General features: G+C 35.7%; 16 protein-coding genes and 1 tRNA gene. 12 read left to right on the forward strand and 5 right to left on the reverse strand.

Translation table 11 applies throughout. From position 1 onward, the window contains the following. Positions 1-6: 6 nt before the first annotated feature. Positions 7-648, reverse strand: a complete 642-nt coding sequence (locus GZ212_RS13825; protein WP_166961412.1) for a DUF4290 domain-containing protein — start codon at positions 646-648, stop codon at positions 7-9. 64 nt (positions 649-712) lie between these two features. Then, positions 713-1003, reverse strand: coding sequence for a DUF493 family protein (locus GZ212_RS13830; RefSeq protein ID WP_053970436.1), 291 nt, complete (start codon positions 1001-1003; stop codon positions 713-715). 90 nt (positions 1004-1093) lie between these two features. Here GZ212_RS13830 and GZ212_RS13835 point away from each other — a divergent pair, with 90 nt between their 5' ends. The 5 genes from GZ212_RS13835 (at position 1094) to GZ212_RS13855 (ending at position 5659) form a co-directional block, all read left to right on the forward strand. Beyond that, on the forward strand, positions 1094-1630 hold the full coding sequence (locus GZ212_RS13835; RefSeq protein WP_166961415.1) for an AAA family ATPase: 537 nt from the start codon (positions 1094-1096) through the stop codon (positions 1628-1630). A gap of 2 nt (positions 1631-1632) precedes the next feature. Then, positions 1633-3534: an ATP-dependent DNA helicase RecQ gene (locus tag GZ212_RS13840; protein ID WP_166961418.1), complete on the forward strand. Its 1902-nt coding sequence runs from the start codon at positions 1633-1635 to the stop codon at positions 3532-3534. Continuing rightward, positions 3531-4481: a methionyl-tRNA formyltransferase gene (fmt, locus tag GZ212_RS13845; protein WP_166961421.1), complete on the forward strand. Its 951-nt coding sequence runs from the start codon at positions 3531-3533 to the stop codon at positions 4479-4481. Before GZ212_RS13840 ends, fmt begins: the two co-directional genes overlap by 4 nt. 194 nt (positions 4482-4675) lie before the next feature. Then, positions 4676-4948 (forward strand): HU family DNA-binding protein, encoded by a 273-nt coding sequence (locus tag GZ212_RS13850; protein ID WP_053970440.1) that lies wholly within the window; start codon positions 4676-4678, stop codon positions 4946-4948. A gap of 150 nt (positions 4949-5098) precedes the next feature. After that, positions 5099-5659, forward strand: a complete 561-nt coding sequence (locus GZ212_RS13855) for a YqgE/AlgH family protein (RefSeq protein ID WP_053970441.1) — start codon at positions 5099-5101, stop codon at positions 5657-5659. Here GZ212_RS13855 and GZ212_RS13860 read toward each other — a convergent pair. Further along, positions 5656-6498 (reverse strand): aminotransferase class IV, encoded by an 843-nt coding sequence (locus GZ212_RS13860; protein ID WP_166961424.1) that lies wholly within the window; start codon positions 6496-6498, stop codon positions 5656-5658. The two genes, GZ212_RS13855 and GZ212_RS13860, sit on opposite strands and share 4 nt — an antisense overlap. Positions 6499-6550: 52 nt before the next feature. Continuing rightward, positions 6551-6937 carry an START-like domain-containing protein gene (locus tag GZ212_RS13865; RefSeq protein ID WP_053970443.1) on the reverse strand — a complete coding sequence of 129 codons (387 nt, stop codon included), beginning with the start codon at positions 6935-6937 and terminating at the stop codon, positions 6551-6553. 129 nt (positions 6938-7066) lie between these two features. Here GZ212_RS13865 and GZ212_RS13870 point away from each other — a divergent pair. The 7 genes from GZ212_RS13870 (at position 7067) to GZ212_RS13900 (ending at position 15559) form a co-directional block, all read left to right on the forward strand. After that, a tRNA-Met gene (locus GZ212_RS13870) sits at positions 7067-7140 on the forward strand. Positions 7141-7194: 54 nt separating this feature from the next. Further along, entirely contained in the window at positions 7195-8646 is a 1452-nt protein-coding gene (locus GZ212_RS13875) for a phage integrase N-terminal SAM-like domain-containing protein (RefSeq protein ID WP_166961427.1), read from the forward strand. Next, the gene (locus GZ212_RS13880; RefSeq protein WP_166961430.1) at positions 8633-9304 is read left to right on the forward strand and encodes a hypothetical protein; all 672 of its coding nucleotides are present in this window, start codon (positions 8633-8635) and stop codon (positions 9302-9304) included. Before GZ212_RS13875 ends, GZ212_RS13880 begins: the two co-directional genes overlap by 14 nt. Positions 9305-9355: 51 nt before the next feature. Then, a complete protein-coding gene (locus tag GZ212_RS13885) occupies positions 9356-9805 on the forward strand; it encodes a hypothetical protein (protein ID WP_166961433.1) in 450 nt (149 codons plus the stop codon). Positions 9806-9970: 165 nt separating this feature from the next. Beyond that, entirely contained in the window at positions 9971-11608 is a 1638-nt protein-coding gene (locus GZ212_RS13890; RefSeq protein WP_166961436.1) for a tetratricopeptide repeat protein, read from the forward strand. Positions 11609-11708: 100 nt separating this feature from the next. Next, on the forward strand, positions 11709-14045 hold the full coding sequence (locus GZ212_RS13895; RefSeq protein WP_166961439.1) for a T9SS type A sorting domain-containing protein: 2337 nt from the start codon (positions 11709-11711) through the stop codon (positions 14043-14045). Positions 14046-14203: 158 nt separating this feature from the next. Next, positions 14204-15559 (forward strand): DUF5723 family protein, encoded by a 1356-nt coding sequence (locus GZ212_RS13900; protein ID WP_166961442.1) that lies wholly within the window; start codon positions 14204-14206, stop codon positions 15557-15559. Between the two features lie 182 nt (positions 15560-15741). On the opposite strand, the gene GZ212_RS13905 is transcribed toward GZ212_RS13900, so the two are convergent. Then, a complete protein-coding gene (locus tag GZ212_RS13905) occupies positions 15742-17787 on the reverse strand; it encodes a carbohydrate-binding family V/XII (protein WP_166961445.1) in 2046 nt (681 codons plus the stop codon). Positions 17788-17862: the final 75 nt, after the last annotated feature.

The following is a 17862-nucleotide window of genomic DNA, read 5'->3' on the forward strand; positions in this document are numbered from 1 at the left end:
GAAGTTTTAGTAGCGTTTGCGGTTTCTATTTTTCTTATGTCCTCCTTTTTTGTTACTGGTAAATTTCTTTTTAGCAGTATTTCTCATAAGACTAGAAGAATCTGACAAGTCTTCATCTGCGTTAAAAAGATTAATTTTACCTCCAGAAAGTTCTCTTAAGTGCTCAAAAATCACATCATCTTCAACCGTATCTTTGTTCCAATTCAGGAAACATTTTTTCATATGGTTGGCAATGGTATAAATTAGAGCGTCTTTAAGATCGCCATCTTCCCAGGTACAAGCCACATCTATCATCGTTTTGATATTATTACCATAAAACCGGTACTTGGGATGATTTTGCGGGTAATGCAAAGGGTTTGGGCGCTCTTCCAGGGCTTCCTTAGAAGGTTTGTCATAAGGGGAATCAACATCCAAATCAAAATTGGACATAATAAAAAGTTGATCCCATAATTTATGTTGAAAATCAGGCACATCACGTAAATGGGGCTGTAAATTACCCATAACATCAATGATTGCCTTAGCTACTTTATTTCTTTCTTCCTTGGTTTCTTGTGATTGGGCATATTGAACCATTTTCTGAATATGACGACCATATTCTGGTATGATTAAATGCTCACGTTCCGAATTATATTCTAAATAATCAGTCAAAATGTATTTGTGAAATTATAGTTTACACTGAAGTGTCTTCTTAGTGCAAAATACAAAAATAATATTAAAGGCTAATGACTCCTTCTACTTTTTCCCCAACCTCCTGATATTTTTCAATAACGTGCTCAGGACTATGCATTAACACATTAATGGAGACACTGGTATATTTTCCTGTTTTAGATTCTTTAGTCTCAATGACCGCTCCCATGTTATCAAAAATCACCTCTATCTCTCCAATTTTTTTTAAATCTGAAGGCACAATAAATTTATACAGGTATTCTGCCGGCCAATTAGCAGACTCATATAATTGGGTCTTTAATTTTTCGTAAAACTCTTTTGATTTATCTTTGTCCATAATCTTAAACTTCTCAAGCAAAGGTAAGCTTTCCTTGATATTTTTTATTTAATAATTTATTACGATTTTTACTTCTAAAACCTTGCCAATTTGAAATTGAAGAAAATTGTCATCACTGGAGGACCTGGAACTGGAAAAACTTCTCTAATTAACGAACTGGAAAAAAGAGGCTATCCGTGCTTGGAAGAAGTTTCTAGACAAATCATACTGAATGCAAGAAAAGATGGTGTAGATCAGCTATTCCTAACAGAACCACTTCTTTTTAGTGAAAGGTTGATGGAAGGCAGAAAAAAGCAATTTCAGGAAGCCGAAACGCATGGAGCTCCAGTAGTATTCATCGACCGTGGCATTCCCGACGTTTTGGCATATATGGATTATGCCAAAGAGACCTATCCCAGTCATTTTATTCAGGCATGTGAAATAATGCAATATGATAAGGTATTTGTTTTGGCGCCATGGGAATCCATTTATCTAAGCGACAACGAGCGTTATGAAAGTTTTGAGCAAGCAGTGGAAATACACGATTATTTAGAAGCTACCTATCAGCGGTTTGGTTACGATTTAGAAAATATTCCTTTTGATACCATTGAGAAAAGAGCAGATTACCTCATTTCACTATTAATGTAATCATGAGATTGCAGGCTATTGACATATTAGAACAATATTGGAATTACACATCCTTTAAACCTCTTCAAAAAGAAATCATTGATGCCGTTTTGGAACATGAAGATGTGTTTGGACTACTGCCTACCGGCGGTGGAAAATCTCTCTGTTTTCAAGTTCCAGCAATGATCCAAGATGGCATTTGCATTGTTGTTTCCCCTCTCATTGCTCTTATGAAAGACCAAGTTAGAGCCCTGAACCAAAAAGGAATCAAAGCGCTATGCTTGAGCAGTGGGATCTCCTATAGTGATTTGGATGCCCTCTTAGACAATTGCATTTATGGAAATTATAAATTCCTCTATCTCTCACCTGAAAGATTACAACAGGAATTGGTACAGGACCGCATCAAGCAGATGCCGGTCAACCTTATAGCTGTCGATGAAGCGCACTGTATTTCTCAATGGGGAAACGACTTTAGGCCAGCTTATAAAAATATTCAAGTTTTAAGACAACTTATCCCACATGTTAACTGTATCGCATTAACAGCTTCGGCTAATGAAGAAGTGGTGGAAGACGTTATTTCTGAATTGGATTTGTTTCAACCAAAAATTTTCAAACAGTCCTTTGAAAGAACAAATTTGGCCTACATGGCCTATAATGTGGAGGATAAGAACTATATGTTGGAATCCATTTTAAAAAAATACTCAGCTTCATCCATAGTTTACGTCAGAAACCGGAAATCAACTATTGAAATTTCAAACCAACTAAATAGCAAAGGCATCTCCGCAACCTTTTATCATGGCGGACTACCGACTAAAGAAAAAGACCAGCGTCAAAACGACTGGATGACCAATCAAAAACAGGTGATGGTGGCTACCAATGCCTTTGGTATGGGAATAGACAAACCCGATGTCAAAACAGTGATTCACATGAACCTTCCAGAAAGTCTGGAAACCTATTTTCAAGAGGCAGGAAGAGCTGGAAGAAATGGAGAAAAAGCATTTGCTGTTGTTTTAAAAAACAACAACGACATCCCTTTATTAAAGAAGCAATTCTTAAGTACGCTACCTACTGTTGATGACATTAAGCTTATTTATAGAAAACTCAATAACTACTTCCAAATCCCCTATGGTGAAGGAGAACAAAGCACATTTGAATTGAATTTCAACCAATTCTGCCACACCTACCAACTCAATGGTATTTTAGCATACAATGCCCTACAGCTTTTGGATAGAACGAGCATCATAAGTTTATCAAGAGAGTTCAGTAATAAAACCAAGATACAGTTTCTTGTGAGCAACGAAGTTCTTTTTCCATACATGGATCGACACCCCGATTTGGGAATTCCTGTAAAAACCATTTTAAGGACTTATGGTGGTATTTTTGAACAAGAAACCAAAATCAACACTTTAAAACTGGCAGAAAAAGCATCTATTGGTGAGAATAGATTTATTGAAATTTTGAAAAAACTGGAAGTTGATGGTATTATTTCACTTCAACTTAAATCAACAGACATACAAGTTACTTTTATTCAACCAAGGGAAGACGACAAGACTATTAACCGCATCATACCTATCATTCAACAACAAAATGACCTAAAGAATAAGCAAGTGAATGATATGATTTCATACATCGAAAATGATGAACTTTGCAAAAGCATACAATTGCTATCCTATTTTGGTGAAGAGAACCTAAATGCTTGTGGCATTTGTTCGGTATGTATCAAAAAGAGTTCTAAGCCTCCCATTTCTTTAGAGGAAGTCAACGAGGCTATATTAGCTTATTTGGGAAAAAAAGAGGCCAATTCAAGAGAATTACTATTAAAAATTCCTTTTCAGGAGAAAGAACTTAAACAGTCCTTGAAAGCTCTTTTGGAACAAGGACTAATTACCATTACAATTAAAAACACCTATAAATTAAATCAATGAAAAGAGATTTGAAAATCGTCTTCATGGGAACTCCAGATTTTGCTGTTGCCACTTTAAAAAGTTTGATAGAGCACCAATATAATGTGGTAGGAGTTATTACTGCTCCCGACAAACCAGCAGGAAGAGGAAGAAAAATTCAAGAAAGTGCAGTAAAGACCTATGCAGCCAGTCAAGGCCTTCACATTATGCAACCTACCAATCTTAAAAGCGAAGCATTTTTGGAAGAATTGAAGAGCCTTAATGCCAATCTCCAGATCGTTGTTGCCTTTAGGATGCTACCAGAAGTAGTTTGGAAGATGCCAGAATATGGAACCTTCAATTTACACGCCTCCCTACTCCCTAATTATAGAGGAGCAGCTCCTATTAATTGGGCTATCATTAATGGAGAAACAAAAACAGGAGTCTCCACTTTCTTTATTGATGAAAAAATTGATACAGGTGAAGTCATCCTGCAAAAAGAAGTTGAGATAAACAAAACTATGAATGCAGGAGATTTGCATGACCAATTGATGGACGTAGGGAGCGGTTTGGTTATTGAAACTATAAAGCTTATTGAATTAGGCCCTGTAAGCACCAAACCACAACCAGAAGGATTACCAACAAAAACTGCCTATAAGTTAAACAGGGAAAATTGCAAGATTAATTGGCATAATTCCCTAGATCAAATTTATAACCACATAAGAGGCCTTAGCCCTTACCCAGCAGCATGGACATCTATTGAAAATGGAGAAGAGCTTTTGGAAGCCAAGATCTACAAGTCAGAAAAAATTGAGGAGAACCACCAATATCCTATCGGAACAATCCTTTCCACCAAGAAAGAATTAAAAGTAGCTGTTAGAGAAGGTTATATAAATATTTTGGATATCAAGCTTCCAGGAAAGAAAAAAATGGATATCAAATCATTGTTAAACGGTTATTCCTTTTCTGAAAATTCAAAAGCGCTCTAATCCCTTGATTTTATTGATATCGCAAAAAACACTATAAAAAACACGCCCTTTATTAACAAATGGGTGAAGTTATTAACAATAACACGCATTTCCCTTGCTATTACTTGCTTAGTAGCAATATCCGTATAAATTTGTATAGGATTTAACTAAAAAAATGTTTAACCAACAATTTATTAATAATTAAATTTAAAATTATGAACAAATCAGATTTAATCGATGCTATGGCAGAACATGCAGGAATTACTAAAGCCGCTGCTAAAAAAGCTTTAGAGTGCATGTTAATTGAAATTGAAGGAGCTTTACAAAAAGGTAACAGAGTTTCTTTAGTTGGTTTTGGTTCTTGGTCAGTTTCTAAAAGATCTGCAAGAGAAGGAAGAAACCCTCAAACAGGAAAAACTATTAAGATCAAAGCTAAAAATGTAGTTAAGTTTAAAGCAGGTGCTGATTTATCTAATGCGATAAACTAAATTACTGAATAGTAAGCGAATAAAAATTTTATTTATATTCTAAAGCCTTCCGTTTCTGGAAGGCTTTTTCTTTGTAAAGTCACAAACAGTGGGGAATTGTTTGATTTATTCAAAAATTTTATTAGCTTTAATATATAATCCTCATCAGTTATGACTACTATCAAACCAAAAAAGGGCTGTTTACTCATCGCAGAACCCACAATAATTGGTGATATTTCCTTCAATCGGTCTATCATTCTTTTGGCTGATCACAACGATGAAGGATCCATCGGTTTTATTTTAAATAAACCCTTGGATTACACCATAAAAGATCTCATCCCTGAAATTAAGGCTGACTTTAAAATTTATAATGGTGGACCTGTAGAGCAGGATAACCTTTATTTCATTCATAAAATACCGGACTTAATTCCAAATAGCATAGAGATTTCTATGGGCATCTATTGGGGCGGTGATTTTGATCGAGTAGCAGAACTTATTGCCAATAATGAAATTGAGGAAAATAACATTCGCTTTTTCCTTGGCTATTCAGGTTGGGCATCAGAGCAACTCAACGATGAACTTAAATCAAATTCTTGGGTAGTCACAGAAAACATCTATGAAAATTCCATTATTGAAAAAGACTATGAATCTTTTTGGAAGGAAAAAATGCTGGAGTTTGGGGACGACTACAGTATATGGTCGAATGCTCCTGAAAACCCAAGTTTCAATTAAGACAACCTAACTTTCACATTTACTTTTTGTAGAATCTCTTTAGCGAATTCAACTGAGAAATTCTTTTTTCTATATTTAGTAACTGGCTGAATTCCCGTTATAACGTTTGTAATAAACAATTCATCTGCTTTTTGCAACTCAAAAGGCGAAATGGATTCTTCCTTAATCTCCCAATCTGGCATTAATTCAATAATTTCCATTATCTGCTTCCTCATAATCCCTTTTAAACATCCGTCCTGCAGCGGCGGTGTTTTTACTGTCTTCCCTTTGACTAAAAAAACATTTCCATTTAATGCTTCTATCACTTGCTTTTCTGTATTGAGGAGCAGACAATTCTGGAGGTCATTTTCTTGAGCATAGATACTACCCACTACGTTAAGTGCCCTATTGTTGGTCTTCAAAGTTGAAAACAAGCCAGGCGCCACATAAAAATCTTTAAATAAATCCACCTGATAGTTAGACTCATTTAGAAGGTAAAAATCAGATTCCAAACCCTTTACAGAAATTAGATAACTCACTCGGTTTGAATTGGGAGTATAAAGTCCTCCTTCTACTCTATTAACGGCTAATTTTATTCTTACCGACTTTTTTTCAAGATTATTGGCCTGAATCGTTTTCACAATCTCGTCCTGCAAAAATTCCATGGTAAATTCCATAGGAATATCCATTCTTAAAATCCGCATAGAGGCCATCAAGCGAAAATAATGGTCTTCCCAAAAAAACAGTTTTCCAGAAACATATTTCATGGTTTCAAAAACCATATCACCATAATTATAACCTCTATTTTCTGCTGATATGAGTTGTTCTGTAGAAGTAAGTGTGCCGTTAAAATTAATCATAAAAAAATCCCGAATAAATTCGGGACAAATATACGGGTTATGATTTTAAAATCTAGGCTGAACCAAGAACGTGTTTCAAATCTGAAATTTGATTGTCCCAAAGCATTTTAGCTTCTTCAACTTCATCCTCATCAGCAAAATCTGTTACAATCAAGCTTACATCTTTAGTGATCTCATCTACCTGAATCTTCATTTCGAAATATGCTGCAGTATCTTCCTCATAAGACCATCTAAACTTAATTCTTTCACCGCTTTTCTTACTGACCAATTTTGCTTGCTCCTCAGTACCGTCCCAAATAAATTTAAATATTTCTCCTCTTGAATTCACATTTTCTGCAAACCATTCTGATAATCCTGAGGGTGTTGATATATATTGATACAGTAACTGTGGTGAGGCATGAATGGGGAACTCCATTTCAAATTTTACTTTTTCGTCCATTTTAAATATTGATTATTATTCGCTCAATATATACATTAATTGATAAGTTTGCCAAAAAAAATTAAAATATTTTAAACGAATAATCTTTGCTGAATTCTAATTTGTTTTTATCTTTGCAGCCGTTAAAATGGCGAGGTAGCTCAGTTGGTTAGAGCGTTGGATTCATAACCCAGAGGTCCCGAGTTCAAATCTCGGTCTCGCTACAAAATCGTAACACACACCCTTCTAGCGGTTTAGTTCACCTAAACCGCTTTTTTATGCCTAGTTTTAACGATTTCATTACCTTTGAGAACAGACATGAACACGTTTTGGAACACGATCCGGAACACGTTTTGGAACACTATTTTGATTTTAACCTACAACAGAAATTGACTAAAAGACTGCCCTACTCCCCACCAAAAATCTATGATGCCAAGGGAGACCTGTCCAAAAGATGGTATGTGTATTTCTCATACAGGAATCCCAAGGACGGGAAATTGACCCGAATGAAAAACATCTATGGAAATGTAAACCAGTATAAAACCAAAAGGGACCGACTGGCACTTTTGAGCAAATACAGCAGCAGGTTACTTAGGTTATTGGAAATGGGCTTCAATCCCTATCAGGATAATCTGGAGAGATTCCTGGCCAACAAAAAAAGTAAAGCTGCCCAAGACCAAAAAGGTCAGGTTGTTATTCAAGAAAAACCAAGTCTTCAAAACATTCCTTTCCAAACCACGGTACAAACCAGTGGCGGATCCAATCAAGGTGATTCTGTAAAAGAAGAGGAAAAAAAGGATATCCCAAAAGACATGCTAATTAAAAATGCTTTTAAGGATGCATTGGAAAGAAAGACTCCTGGAGTAAAACAATCCACCATTCAAGGATACACCTATTCGGTCAATTCGTTTCTGGATTTTTTGAAAAAGAAGTTTCCCAAACTGAAAAGCATTGACCAAATCGATAAAAAAGTAGCCCAGTCCTTTATGACCGAAAGGAAAAAAAGTGTCAGTGCAAAGACCTACAACAATACCAGAATCAATTTAAGTGCCGTTATGCAGGACATGGTTGACCATGATCTTTTGGATACCCACCCTTTTGAAAAAATAAAAAACCTCAAAACCCAGCCCCTTCGCCATAAGACCTATAAGCCAGAAGAAGTCAAGAAAATCTTCGATTACTTGAAAGATTCTGACCCCATTCTTTTACTATATGTCCAGTTTATCGCATATGGTATTTTTAGGCCATTGGAGGTCAATAGGCTCAAGATTGGAGATATTGATTTGGTCAACAAACAGGTAGAGCTAAAGACAAAAACCAGAAAACGCATCATCAAACGGCTACCAAGAATACTGTTGGATGTTCTCCCAGATCTATCCCATATGGATCCCAATAACTATCTTTTTACCCCTACCGAAATTGGAGGTGTTTGGGATGCCAGTGAGAATAACAGAAGGGATCACTTTTCGAAGCGTTACAAATTTGTTGTCAAGGATAAGTTTAAAATGCACAAGGATTATACGTTGTATAGCTTTAGACATACCTTCATTTCTTTTATTTATGCCGAACTGAGAAAACAACACTCCCAATTTGCAGCCAAATCCCTTTTGATGGAAATTACAGGCCACCAAACCTTGACGGCACTTGACAAATACCTAAGGGACCACAGCATTGAAATAGCAGAAGACCACTCACATTATTTGGACAATTCGATTTATGGAGAATTATAAAATCCTGGAAAAGCTACTTCTTAATTTAAGGGTAAGCTACATTTTTTATATCCCTAAAGACCTTCTTCCAGAGGAAGAACTTGAAAAGCTACATCCAGATTTGGTCAAGGATATTTTTGACCAGATCATTGGTCTGGACAAAAAAGGAACTCCCAACCCAAATTATAAGGTTTGTATCCTAGACATCATGGACAAAGGAAGCCTATTAAAACAAAATACTATGGCTCTTTTGGAGGCCAAGGTAAAAATGGATGAAGCTTCGCTAAATTATATTTTGGAAGAGTACAAAAAGCATATTGATGGACACCTACACATCAGCAATTGGTTAAATACCCATTTGCAAAAGTATTTTCCGAAAGAATATCCAGAAGTCCATTCTTTGTTCCAACACCATAATAATTCTTTTATTGATCATTCAAAGGAATTGGTTACCCTGTTCAATTTAGAGATTAGTACACCTCTAAAAAATGATCCGGTTAAGGAATTTAAAAACTTGTTTTTAAATGAGAAATCTGCAGAAAATGTAGTTAATCAATCCACGATTTCAACTGTTGAAAAATGGCTCATCAAACCTGTAAAAGAAATAACTGATGATGAAATAGATCACATGTTGTTGAACCAAGTCTTTGGTATAGACCCTAAACATTTTAAATTGTAAGCAACAAACAACATTGAATTATACGTAAAACAAACGTTTATTTGACGCGTAATGAGCCAAGAAACCAAATATTATACCTGTAAATACTGTTTTGAATCATTTATACCCAAACGTAGAAGGGTACAAAAATACTGCAGCAACACTTGTAGAAACAAGGCGCACCATGCCAAGAAAACAGCTACAACAACTAGGGAAACCTTGCCAGAAAAATTGGAAAACCAATTGGCAGTTCCAACTCCAATCAAACAAACTGTTAATGCCGCTGATATTACAAATGCGGCAATTGGTACATTGGCAGTAAATACATTGGTCAATGCCTTTACCAAAAATGAAAATAAACCTGCAACCAAAAAGGACTTGGTTGAAATCTTAAATGCTCTAAAAGGCAGGTACCATATAATTAAAAACTTAGCACCACTCTCTGATGGCAAAAAACCGTATTATGATATTGTAAAGCAAGAATTGGTTTATTTGTTTCCTTTTCAAACAACAAATTTTTGAAATCTTTTTGTGATGTTCTATATAAGAAACATTCTATTTTAGGGTATCATTTAACTTTACACCTTGCCAATAATTTATTACTGTAGCTATTTAGTTCCTATGCACTATGAATAGTTGAATTATGCTATTTTTACGTTTAAAGAATATTTGATGGTCTTAATAAAATTGAAAACAACAATATTTACTTTATTCCTAGCAGTTTGTTCTCTTTCATTGTATGGTCAAGACCAAACTCATGATTTAATAGTCAAAGGAGTAGATTCCATGATGATTGGTAATTATACGGCCTCCCTTGAGCTTTTAACAGAGGCGCGTGCTATTGCCGAAGAAGAAGAGGATTATAAAAATTTATTTGTGTCTATAAATAATATTGGTCTCAACTACCATAAATTACTGGACACCGATGAAGCTCTCAAGTACTATTTGGAAGCCTATACTTTAGCGATCAAGGAACTGGATGATTCCTATGAAATGACTTCCTTAAACAATATAGCCATTCTTTACTCTCAAGAAAAGAATCTAGACAAAGCCATAGAATATTTCAAAAAGGCCTATGAGCTTTCCGCAAAAGAAAAGGATCCATTGAAAAGGGGAATTTACGCCATTAATTTGGCTCAAGTTTTTTCTGATAAAGAAGAATTTCTTGAAGCCCTACCTTATTTAAAGACAGCCATTGATTTATTAAAATCTGAACCCGATTATCTTTTGGAAGCGCAAGCTGCTATGGCCATTCTTGAAAAGGACCTGGGAAATATTGAAATGGCCAAAGTAAAGATTGAACACCTTTTGCCCCAACTAAAAGAAAAGCGGCACGCCGAAAACAAGGTGGCTCTTATGCTTACGCTTTCTAAAATAGAAAGTAATCAAGGCCATATTACTAAAGCTCTTGATCTATGTACAAATGCCCTTTTACAGGCACCAATCAATATTAATACACGATACGAAATTTTCTCTAATATCAACGAGATTAATCGGAAATCAGAAAATTATAAGAAGGCTCTTGTTGCAATGGATAGCATGAGCCGTTTAAGACAGGTTATTTATGATTTAAGGAGCGGACAGCAATATCAAGCCAATAAAGTGAAGTTTGACGTTCTGAATTATGAGAGTCAATTAACCAAAGAGCGACAACAAAACCAATCCCAAAGAAGGCTAATTATTGTTATTCTTTCTGGGGCTTTAATCATTATTTTCTTGTTGATTTGGGCATTGAGATTGGCACGCATTCGCAATAAACAACGTAAAGATCTTTTACATAGACAAGAGAAAATACTCAATTTGGAATTGGAAAATGAGAAAGCCAACAATTTGTTATTGGAAAAGCAATTGGAAGAAAACAAAACAAGATTATTATTGGAGCAAGAACAGCACAAACACGAAATCGCTTCCAAAAACCGAAAACTATCTGCAAGAGCCTTGTTTTTGACAGAACGTAACAAATTGGTAGAATCCATCATCCAAGACTTGGAGCAGTCAGATAAAATAAAGCCCGTAAAAGAAACCAAAGGACATATTAAGCGTTTAAAAGCGTTGCTAAAAGAAGATGAAGAATGGGGAGATTTTGCCAAGTATTTTGATGAAGTTAATCACGGACTTTTAAAACGATTGAAGAACAAGCATGAAAATTTAAATGCCAACGATATGCGCTTTATTTCGTATTTATACATGAACCTATCCATGAAAGAGATCGCTTCCATTATGAATATTACCCCAGATGCCTGTCGAAAAAGAAAGGAACGAATCTCAAAAAAAATGGAGCTTTCAGATAAGGAAGATCTGTATTCCTACATTTCTCAATTATAAAGACCATCACATTTTTTATGTGATATGTCACGTTTTGTCCGTCTTAAAATTTGAGTTCAAACTGTTGATTTCACGATTTTTGTGAAAAACAGTTTAGAATATGAAAGACAATTACAAAAAGAAAAAAATGGGCTTATTTATTGCTACATTTTTTTTACTCGCCCCTTTATTTATTCAATCTCAAGTATCGTTTTTAGCATCCAATGAATATGGCAGAATTTTCGATTTAGTATATGATCAAAACATAGAAAATCGTTTGTACGCATCCAGTATGGGAAACCACATCATGGTATCTGAAGACAATGGTGCCACTTGGGATGTTCTTTATTCCCTCCCATCAGGAACCGTTAATGAACTTAGAATGTTGAATGATACACATTTAAGTTTTTACTTAAGCAATTCCAATTATGAAGCGGAAAATACTATTTATCTTTTGGAATTGGCAACCCAAAACTTAACAGCAATAAATAGGCCTGAGAACAACGTCGCAGATTATAGATGGGTAGCTGAATACAATATTTATGAAGCCGATACGGATATTATGCTATATAATGAAGGATATCGTATTGGATTGGAATCATTTGATCGTGTTCACTATTCTACTGATGGTGGTGAAAACTGGACTTTAGTTTATGACGAGGCAGACTTCAATTATATCGCGGTAAACAAAGTTCTTATTAATTACAATAATCCTAATCAATTGTTTATCACCAGAAATAATGGCTCTAATGGTGTGAATGGAGGATTTTTAGTGAGTGATGACGCTGGAAGTAACTGGACTGAATATTATGAAAACATCCACTTAGTTGGTGTGGCTGTAGATCCTTTTAATTCTGACCATTGGATTATCGGCTCTGATCCAGGTTGGGGGGTTGATGAAGCAGTTTATCAAACTTTAGATGGAGGTGCTAACTGGAGCCAACTTGATATACCATTTGATGATTATTGGGACACAGGTGTCAATGAGATTATATTCCACCCATCCAATCAAGACGAAATATTTATACTTGGTGTTAACGAAATTATTATAAGTTATGATGGAGGAGTTACTTGGACTAGTTATGTTTATGACTCCTTAGATACAAACAATTACTATTTTGGTTTGTCGGCAACTTTCAATCCTTTTATCGATGATGAGATGTTCTTTACTTCCAATTGGTATCCACATAAATCAACTGATGGAGGCTTAACTTTAGAACGTACCTATACACCATATTCATGGGTCAATTCAGTGGCTGTTTCTGAAAATGAGGGAGGTCAAGATCCTTATTTGTACTATAGCCTCCAAGAAGGCTTGGTTACAAAAAACCTCAATGATGGTTCTGAAACTAGTTATGGAGTACAAGGGTTGGATTATGTGTCTGGATCTTCTTCTCCCATGTATATTGTAGATACAGGTCAATATGGAAGAATATTTTCATCTGCAGAAAATTTTAACGGAAGGTTTTTAGGCATAAGCACAGACCATGGTCAAACTTTCCAAACATTTTACACTGGTTTTTGGGATCCAGTATTGCATATGCAACCAGATCCTGTTAATACCAATGAAGTATGGGTTTCATTTGATGTGTTTTCAGGAGGAAGTACAAAAATTATTGATGTAACAGGGTCTGATCCTTGGAGCCCAACAATTATTGATATAGCGGTTCCTTCAGAAGGGAGGCATTATTCTACTTGGGTGAACCCTGCAAACAATCAAGAGGTACTGGCTGGTATTGGCGGCGAGGTGTGGTCGTCATCAGATCGCGGAACTACATGGAGTAACGCTAGTAACGGATTAACTTTAGATTCAAACGGGGAATTTGTCTTTCAAATTATAAATAATCCAAATGTCAGTGCCGAATTTGTATTAGCAACCTCTAATGGTGTCTGGAAATCAACAGATGGTTACCAGACTTGGAATCAAGTTTTAGCCACTAACAACGTTCAAAAAGTGGTTTATGATCCGAATAATTCCGAAGTTTTGGTAGCTGCTGTTACAGCTTCTCAATATAGCAGTTCAGCCATCCATTTCTCAACAGATAATGGTGCAACATGGACTATGGTACCAACATCAGAATTATTAAACACCAATTCATCAAGTATTGCTTTTGACTTCTTGGAAGATGGTTCTGGATTTACTGCCTATTTAGCTACTATAGATTTAGGAGTGATTTCATATGATGTAGCATATGAAACATTAAGTATTGAAGATCCTATCATGGATGCTGTTGAAGTATTAATGTACCCTAATCCTGTAAGCGATGTCATGAACATTTCATTTGAGAAAGGTAGACAGGTTGAATCTGTAGTGATATATAATATGTTGGGGGAAGTTGTTTTGAACAATACCAAATCAAATAAAGTAAATGTATCAGAATTAGCCAATGGTATATATTTAATAAAAATTTCTGACAATAAAGGAGGAAATATTATCAATAGATTTATTAAGAAATAATCTGAAGAGTAACTAACCAACCTTTTGATTATTAGCTTGGAGCCTGATGGATTGTCAGGCTCCTTTTTTTTTGTAAAAACTTCAGTATAATTGTTGTACCTTTAATAGTAGAAATTATATCCAAACTCCCTAGTTTTTATATATAAAATTTGAAATCCTTGTTCTTTAAATTTTCATATAAATGGACAATATTAATACCCTTAATTTTTTGTCTTTCTTCACACGCACAAGACTTCAAAGGCATTCATTCTAGTAATTATTTCCCATTACAAAACATTTACAACCAACCTGCTGATCTCGTTAGAAATGAAAGAAGATGGCAGGTCAATATTCTTTCTGCAGATCTCCAGTTTACTCATAATATGACCTTAGGTGAAGAAAATTACTTTAATTCTATCATAAAATCGACCAAATGGGATAATCTTGACTTGTTTCTTAATACTGAAAATTTGGAGTTGGTTGTTTTAGGTTCTGTGATGCTTCCTTCTGTTTCCTATAAAATAAATGCAAAACATGCCCTTGCATTCTCTATTAAATTACCGGCTCATGGGTTATATAAAACTTCTAATAATGATCTTGTGCATTTATTTCAAGGAATATCGAACCCCGAAGGTTTAAATGACCTTCAAGGAGAATATTTCAAAGGTATTGTAAATCAGTGGACAGAATTTTCATTGAGCTGGTCTGGGTTAATTTGGAAAAATAAGGAACATCAAATAACAGGCGGCTTTAATTTAAACTATTTGGTAGGTGGAGGTGCTGGCTATTTTGATCTCGACGGCATCGATGTTTCTTACGATCCCGATCAAATTGATTACTTTGATATGGAGGTTACTTATGCCATTAATAAAAACTTGGGAGAAGTAATAAATACTGGAAACATTGACTTATTTGGAGATAAAGGTTTTGGGGTGGATTTGGGTGTTTCATACTCCTACAGCCCAAGTCATAAACCAGATATTCCTTATCTTTTCAAATTGGGATTGGTTGCAAAAAACCTAGGATCACTGAAGTATTCCTCAGATATCGAAAGTGGTACATTTCATATTTCAGTTCAAGAAATTTCTTATGACACTTTTGAAAATATTAACTCGATTCAGGAATTAATAGACACACTTAAAGGTGTTGTAGAATTTAGTGAAACAAGTAATAATTCGTTTAAATTGGACCTTCCTTCCTCTTATGCACTAACGAGTGATTATTGTTTTAGACCAAACTGGTATTTAGCTACCTATTTAGGGTACCAACCCAGTTTCTACAGGAATATAAAAAATATTTCCAACAACAATCAATGGAGTTTTGGTCTTACACCTCGATTTGAAAATAAGGCATGGGGTGTCTACTTACCTTTCTTTCATAAGCCTGACAAAAACCGTCTGGGATTGGCTTTAAGGTACAAATTCTTTTTCGTTGGATCCAGCACCCTAATAGGAAATGCATTTACCAAGGAACAAGAAAATGCAACCTTATATTTTGGTTTCAATGTTCCGCTAGGAAAGAAGCTTAAACTGTAGTCAGTTAATTATCAAACTACTTATCAAGGATTATTCCTACCTACACTAAATAAATCTCATAAAGTTTGTAGCAAATAACATTGAAGTTTAATAATTCCAATTCACCTTCTCTGGTTTCTATCTTAAAAACGAAGCCATCAGTGATAAAAATAAAATTATTCTTTCTTTTAATATGCTACAAATCACCTTCTTACTCTTCCACCTGCTGGTCTAGCTACAGGTCTACTAGGTCTTGGAGCTGGCCTTGTCATAGGTCTACTAGGTCTTGTTTGAGGCCTAGTTGTTGGAACACTTGGCCTGGTTGAGGGCCTCGTAGAAGGCATATTAGGTCTCGTTGTTGGCCTAGTAGTTGGTCTCGTTGATGGTGTTGTTGGTCGGGTATTAGGTCTGGTCGTAGGCCTAGTATTCGGTCTGGTTGTTGGTCTTGTTGAAGGTCTATTCGGTCTCACATTTGGCCGAGTGACTGGTCTAGCATACCTATTAACCCCTCTTCTACCGCCATGATATATGGGACGACTCGGTCTTGGGCGATAGCCTGGTCTATAATAAGGAGGTCTGTAAAAAGGAGGTCCCCAATAATTCCATCTTCCCCAATAACCATAGCCCCACCAAGCAAATGGAGAACCAAAATGAAATCCAAAAGACCATCCATACCACGGGTTGTAGCGCACAGAGAAACCATAAGTAAAAGGATACCTATAATAAAACCCATTATACCAAGGGTTGTAATAATAACCTGTACCATAAAAAATAGTATTGTGATAAACGTATGACCCGTAATAGCCTGGTGTATAACCAACATAAACTACTGATGGAGTCGTTTCATAGATATAAACATATTTGGTGTTGTATTTTGGATTCTCTGGAGGTATTTGAGATACTTCAGAAGGCCTGTCATTAGAAACTTTCCAAGGACCATTAGGACTGGAACTCTCAAACCAAATGGCATTATCACACAGATAATAGGTATTTTTATCCTTAAACACATCACTTTGGGTGTTGACAGCATACTCTAATTGAAGCCCTTCTATTTTCTCAAAGGCAGGCTCTCCATCATAGTTTACTTTTGAGGCTTGGGTAGTTCGATCTACTGCTGCTGTTTGCGGAATTTGGTTATCATATAAAGCCTCTTTTGCTTCTTTGGTTCCAGCTACACTTGGTAAAACATGACCTTTTTTTGACTCGCTACCAATTTTTTTAAAGTCTTCTGGTAAGGCATCAGCTTCTACAAAATTCCATGGACCTTCCACACTTTTAGAGGTAAACCATCTTCCAGAAAGTAGAATGTAATAACTCTGCTGGTTGATGTTCATAAACAAATCGTCCTGAGAGTTTTCCACATAGAGCAAGCTCGTGTTTTGTAAAGGGGCATAAGAAGGTTCCCCATCGGTGACAATTAATTCACTGGGTTCGGTGGTCACAATAATTTTTGGCGGGACTCCTTGGTAGTCTTCCTCTTCCTCATCATCTGTATCTGACTCAGCTTTTTTGGCCAATTTCCTAATCTTGGATGGTGCCTTTTTTATGGTGTTCCACGGACCTAGGGCCGCCTTAGCTTCATACCAAAAGTCACCTCCTTTTAAATAATAGAGACCACTTTGGGTGTCATGCGCAATAAAGGCTGACGAATTTAAAATAACCTCAGTTTCCTTTTCAGCTGCCTTAAATTTAGGTTCACCATCAATACTAATCAATACAGATGGTACTGACGAAAACAAAATTTTGGGTGGAGACGTATTTAGATCAGCATCATAAGCACTGACATTCTCAATCGACTCAATAAGATCATCTAATGAAAATTGTACATCCCACTTGGGCACTTCTTCTTCAATGAGCTTTTTGAAACTATTTTTACTTTCTTCTGAAACCTCTTCTGGAAATCTTACTTCATTAACCTTTACAGATACCAAACTTGCTATTCTGGTATTGCGGTCCACATCCAAAAGGGAGGTTGTCCACATCATTCCAAAAGTTGGGGTACCTTCTTCTCCCTTTTTTACTGAAAAAGCTGTATTAGCATCCAATCGTAAGTCTATATAACTGATGTTCTCAGGGTGATAAAGGGTGATGATATAAGATCCAGATTCTATTTCCTTAGGCCATGGAGTACCTGTTTCTTGAGCAACTAATTGCAAAGAACCTAGAAGCAGAAAGACAAACCAATAACTGGTTTTTGTGATGAAATGTTTGTAATATATAATAAAGTATTGAAAATGGTGAGACTTCATATTATGATTTTTTATGAGATGTAGGTTTACTTAGAGAATCTCCTCATAAACCATTTATACCCCCTGTTATAAAAA

This window comes from Mangrovimonas sp. CR14 (assembly GCF_011764015.1).
Lineage (GTDB): Bacteria > Bacteroidota > Bacteroidia > Flavobacteriales > Flavobacteriaceae > Mangrovimonas > Mangrovimonas futianensis.

What these genes read in the sequence shown, in the direction of transcription:
- GZ212_RS13865 (WP_053970443.1), bottom strand. Translation starts at nt 6,937, where the DNA reads ATGGACGAAAAAGTAAAATTTGAAATGGAGTTCCCCATTCATGCCTCA.
- GZ212_RS13850 (WP_053970440.1), top strand. Translation starts at nt 4,676, where the DNA reads ATGAACAAATCAGATTTAATCGATGCTATGGCAGAACATGCAGGAATT.
- GZ212_RS13895 (WP_166961439.1), top strand. Translation starts at nt 11,709, where the DNA reads ATGAAAGACAATTACAAAAAGAAAAAAATGGGCTTATTTATTGCTACA.
- GZ212_RS13830 (WP_053970436.1), bottom strand. Translation starts at nt 1,003, where the DNA reads ATGGACAAAGATAAATCAAAAGAGTTTTACGAAAAATTAAAGACCCAA.
- fmt (WP_166961421.1), top strand. Translation starts at nt 3,531, where the DNA reads ATGAAAAGAGATTTGAAAATCGTCTTCATGGGAACTCCAGATTTTGCT.
- GZ212_RS13885 (WP_166961433.1), top strand. Translation starts at nt 9,356, where the DNA reads ATGAGCCAAGAAACCAAATATTATACCTGTAAATACTGTTTTGAATCA.
- GZ212_RS13860 (WP_166961424.1), bottom strand. Translation starts at nt 6,498, where the DNA reads ATGATTAATTTTAACGGCACACTTACTTCTACAGAACAACTCATATCA.
- GZ212_RS13875 (WP_166961427.1), top strand. Translation starts at nt 7,195, where the DNA reads ATGCCTAGTTTTAACGATTTCATTACCTTTGAGAACAGACATGAACAC.
- GZ212_RS13905 (WP_166961445.1), bottom strand. Translation starts at nt 17,787, where the DNA reads ATGAAGTCTCACCATTTTCAATACTTTATTATATATTACAAACATTTC.
- GZ212_RS13855 (WP_053970441.1), top strand. Translation starts at nt 5,099, where the DNA reads ATGACTACTATCAAACCAAAAAAGGGCTGTTTACTCATCGCAGAACCC.
- GZ212_RS13840 (WP_166961418.1), top strand. Translation starts at nt 1,633, where the DNA reads ATGAGATTGCAGGCTATTGACATATTAGAACAATATTGGAATTACACA.
- GZ212_RS13880 (WP_166961430.1), top strand. Translation starts at nt 8,633, where the DNA reads ATGGAGAATTATAAAATCCTGGAAAAGCTACTTCTTAATTTAAGGGTA.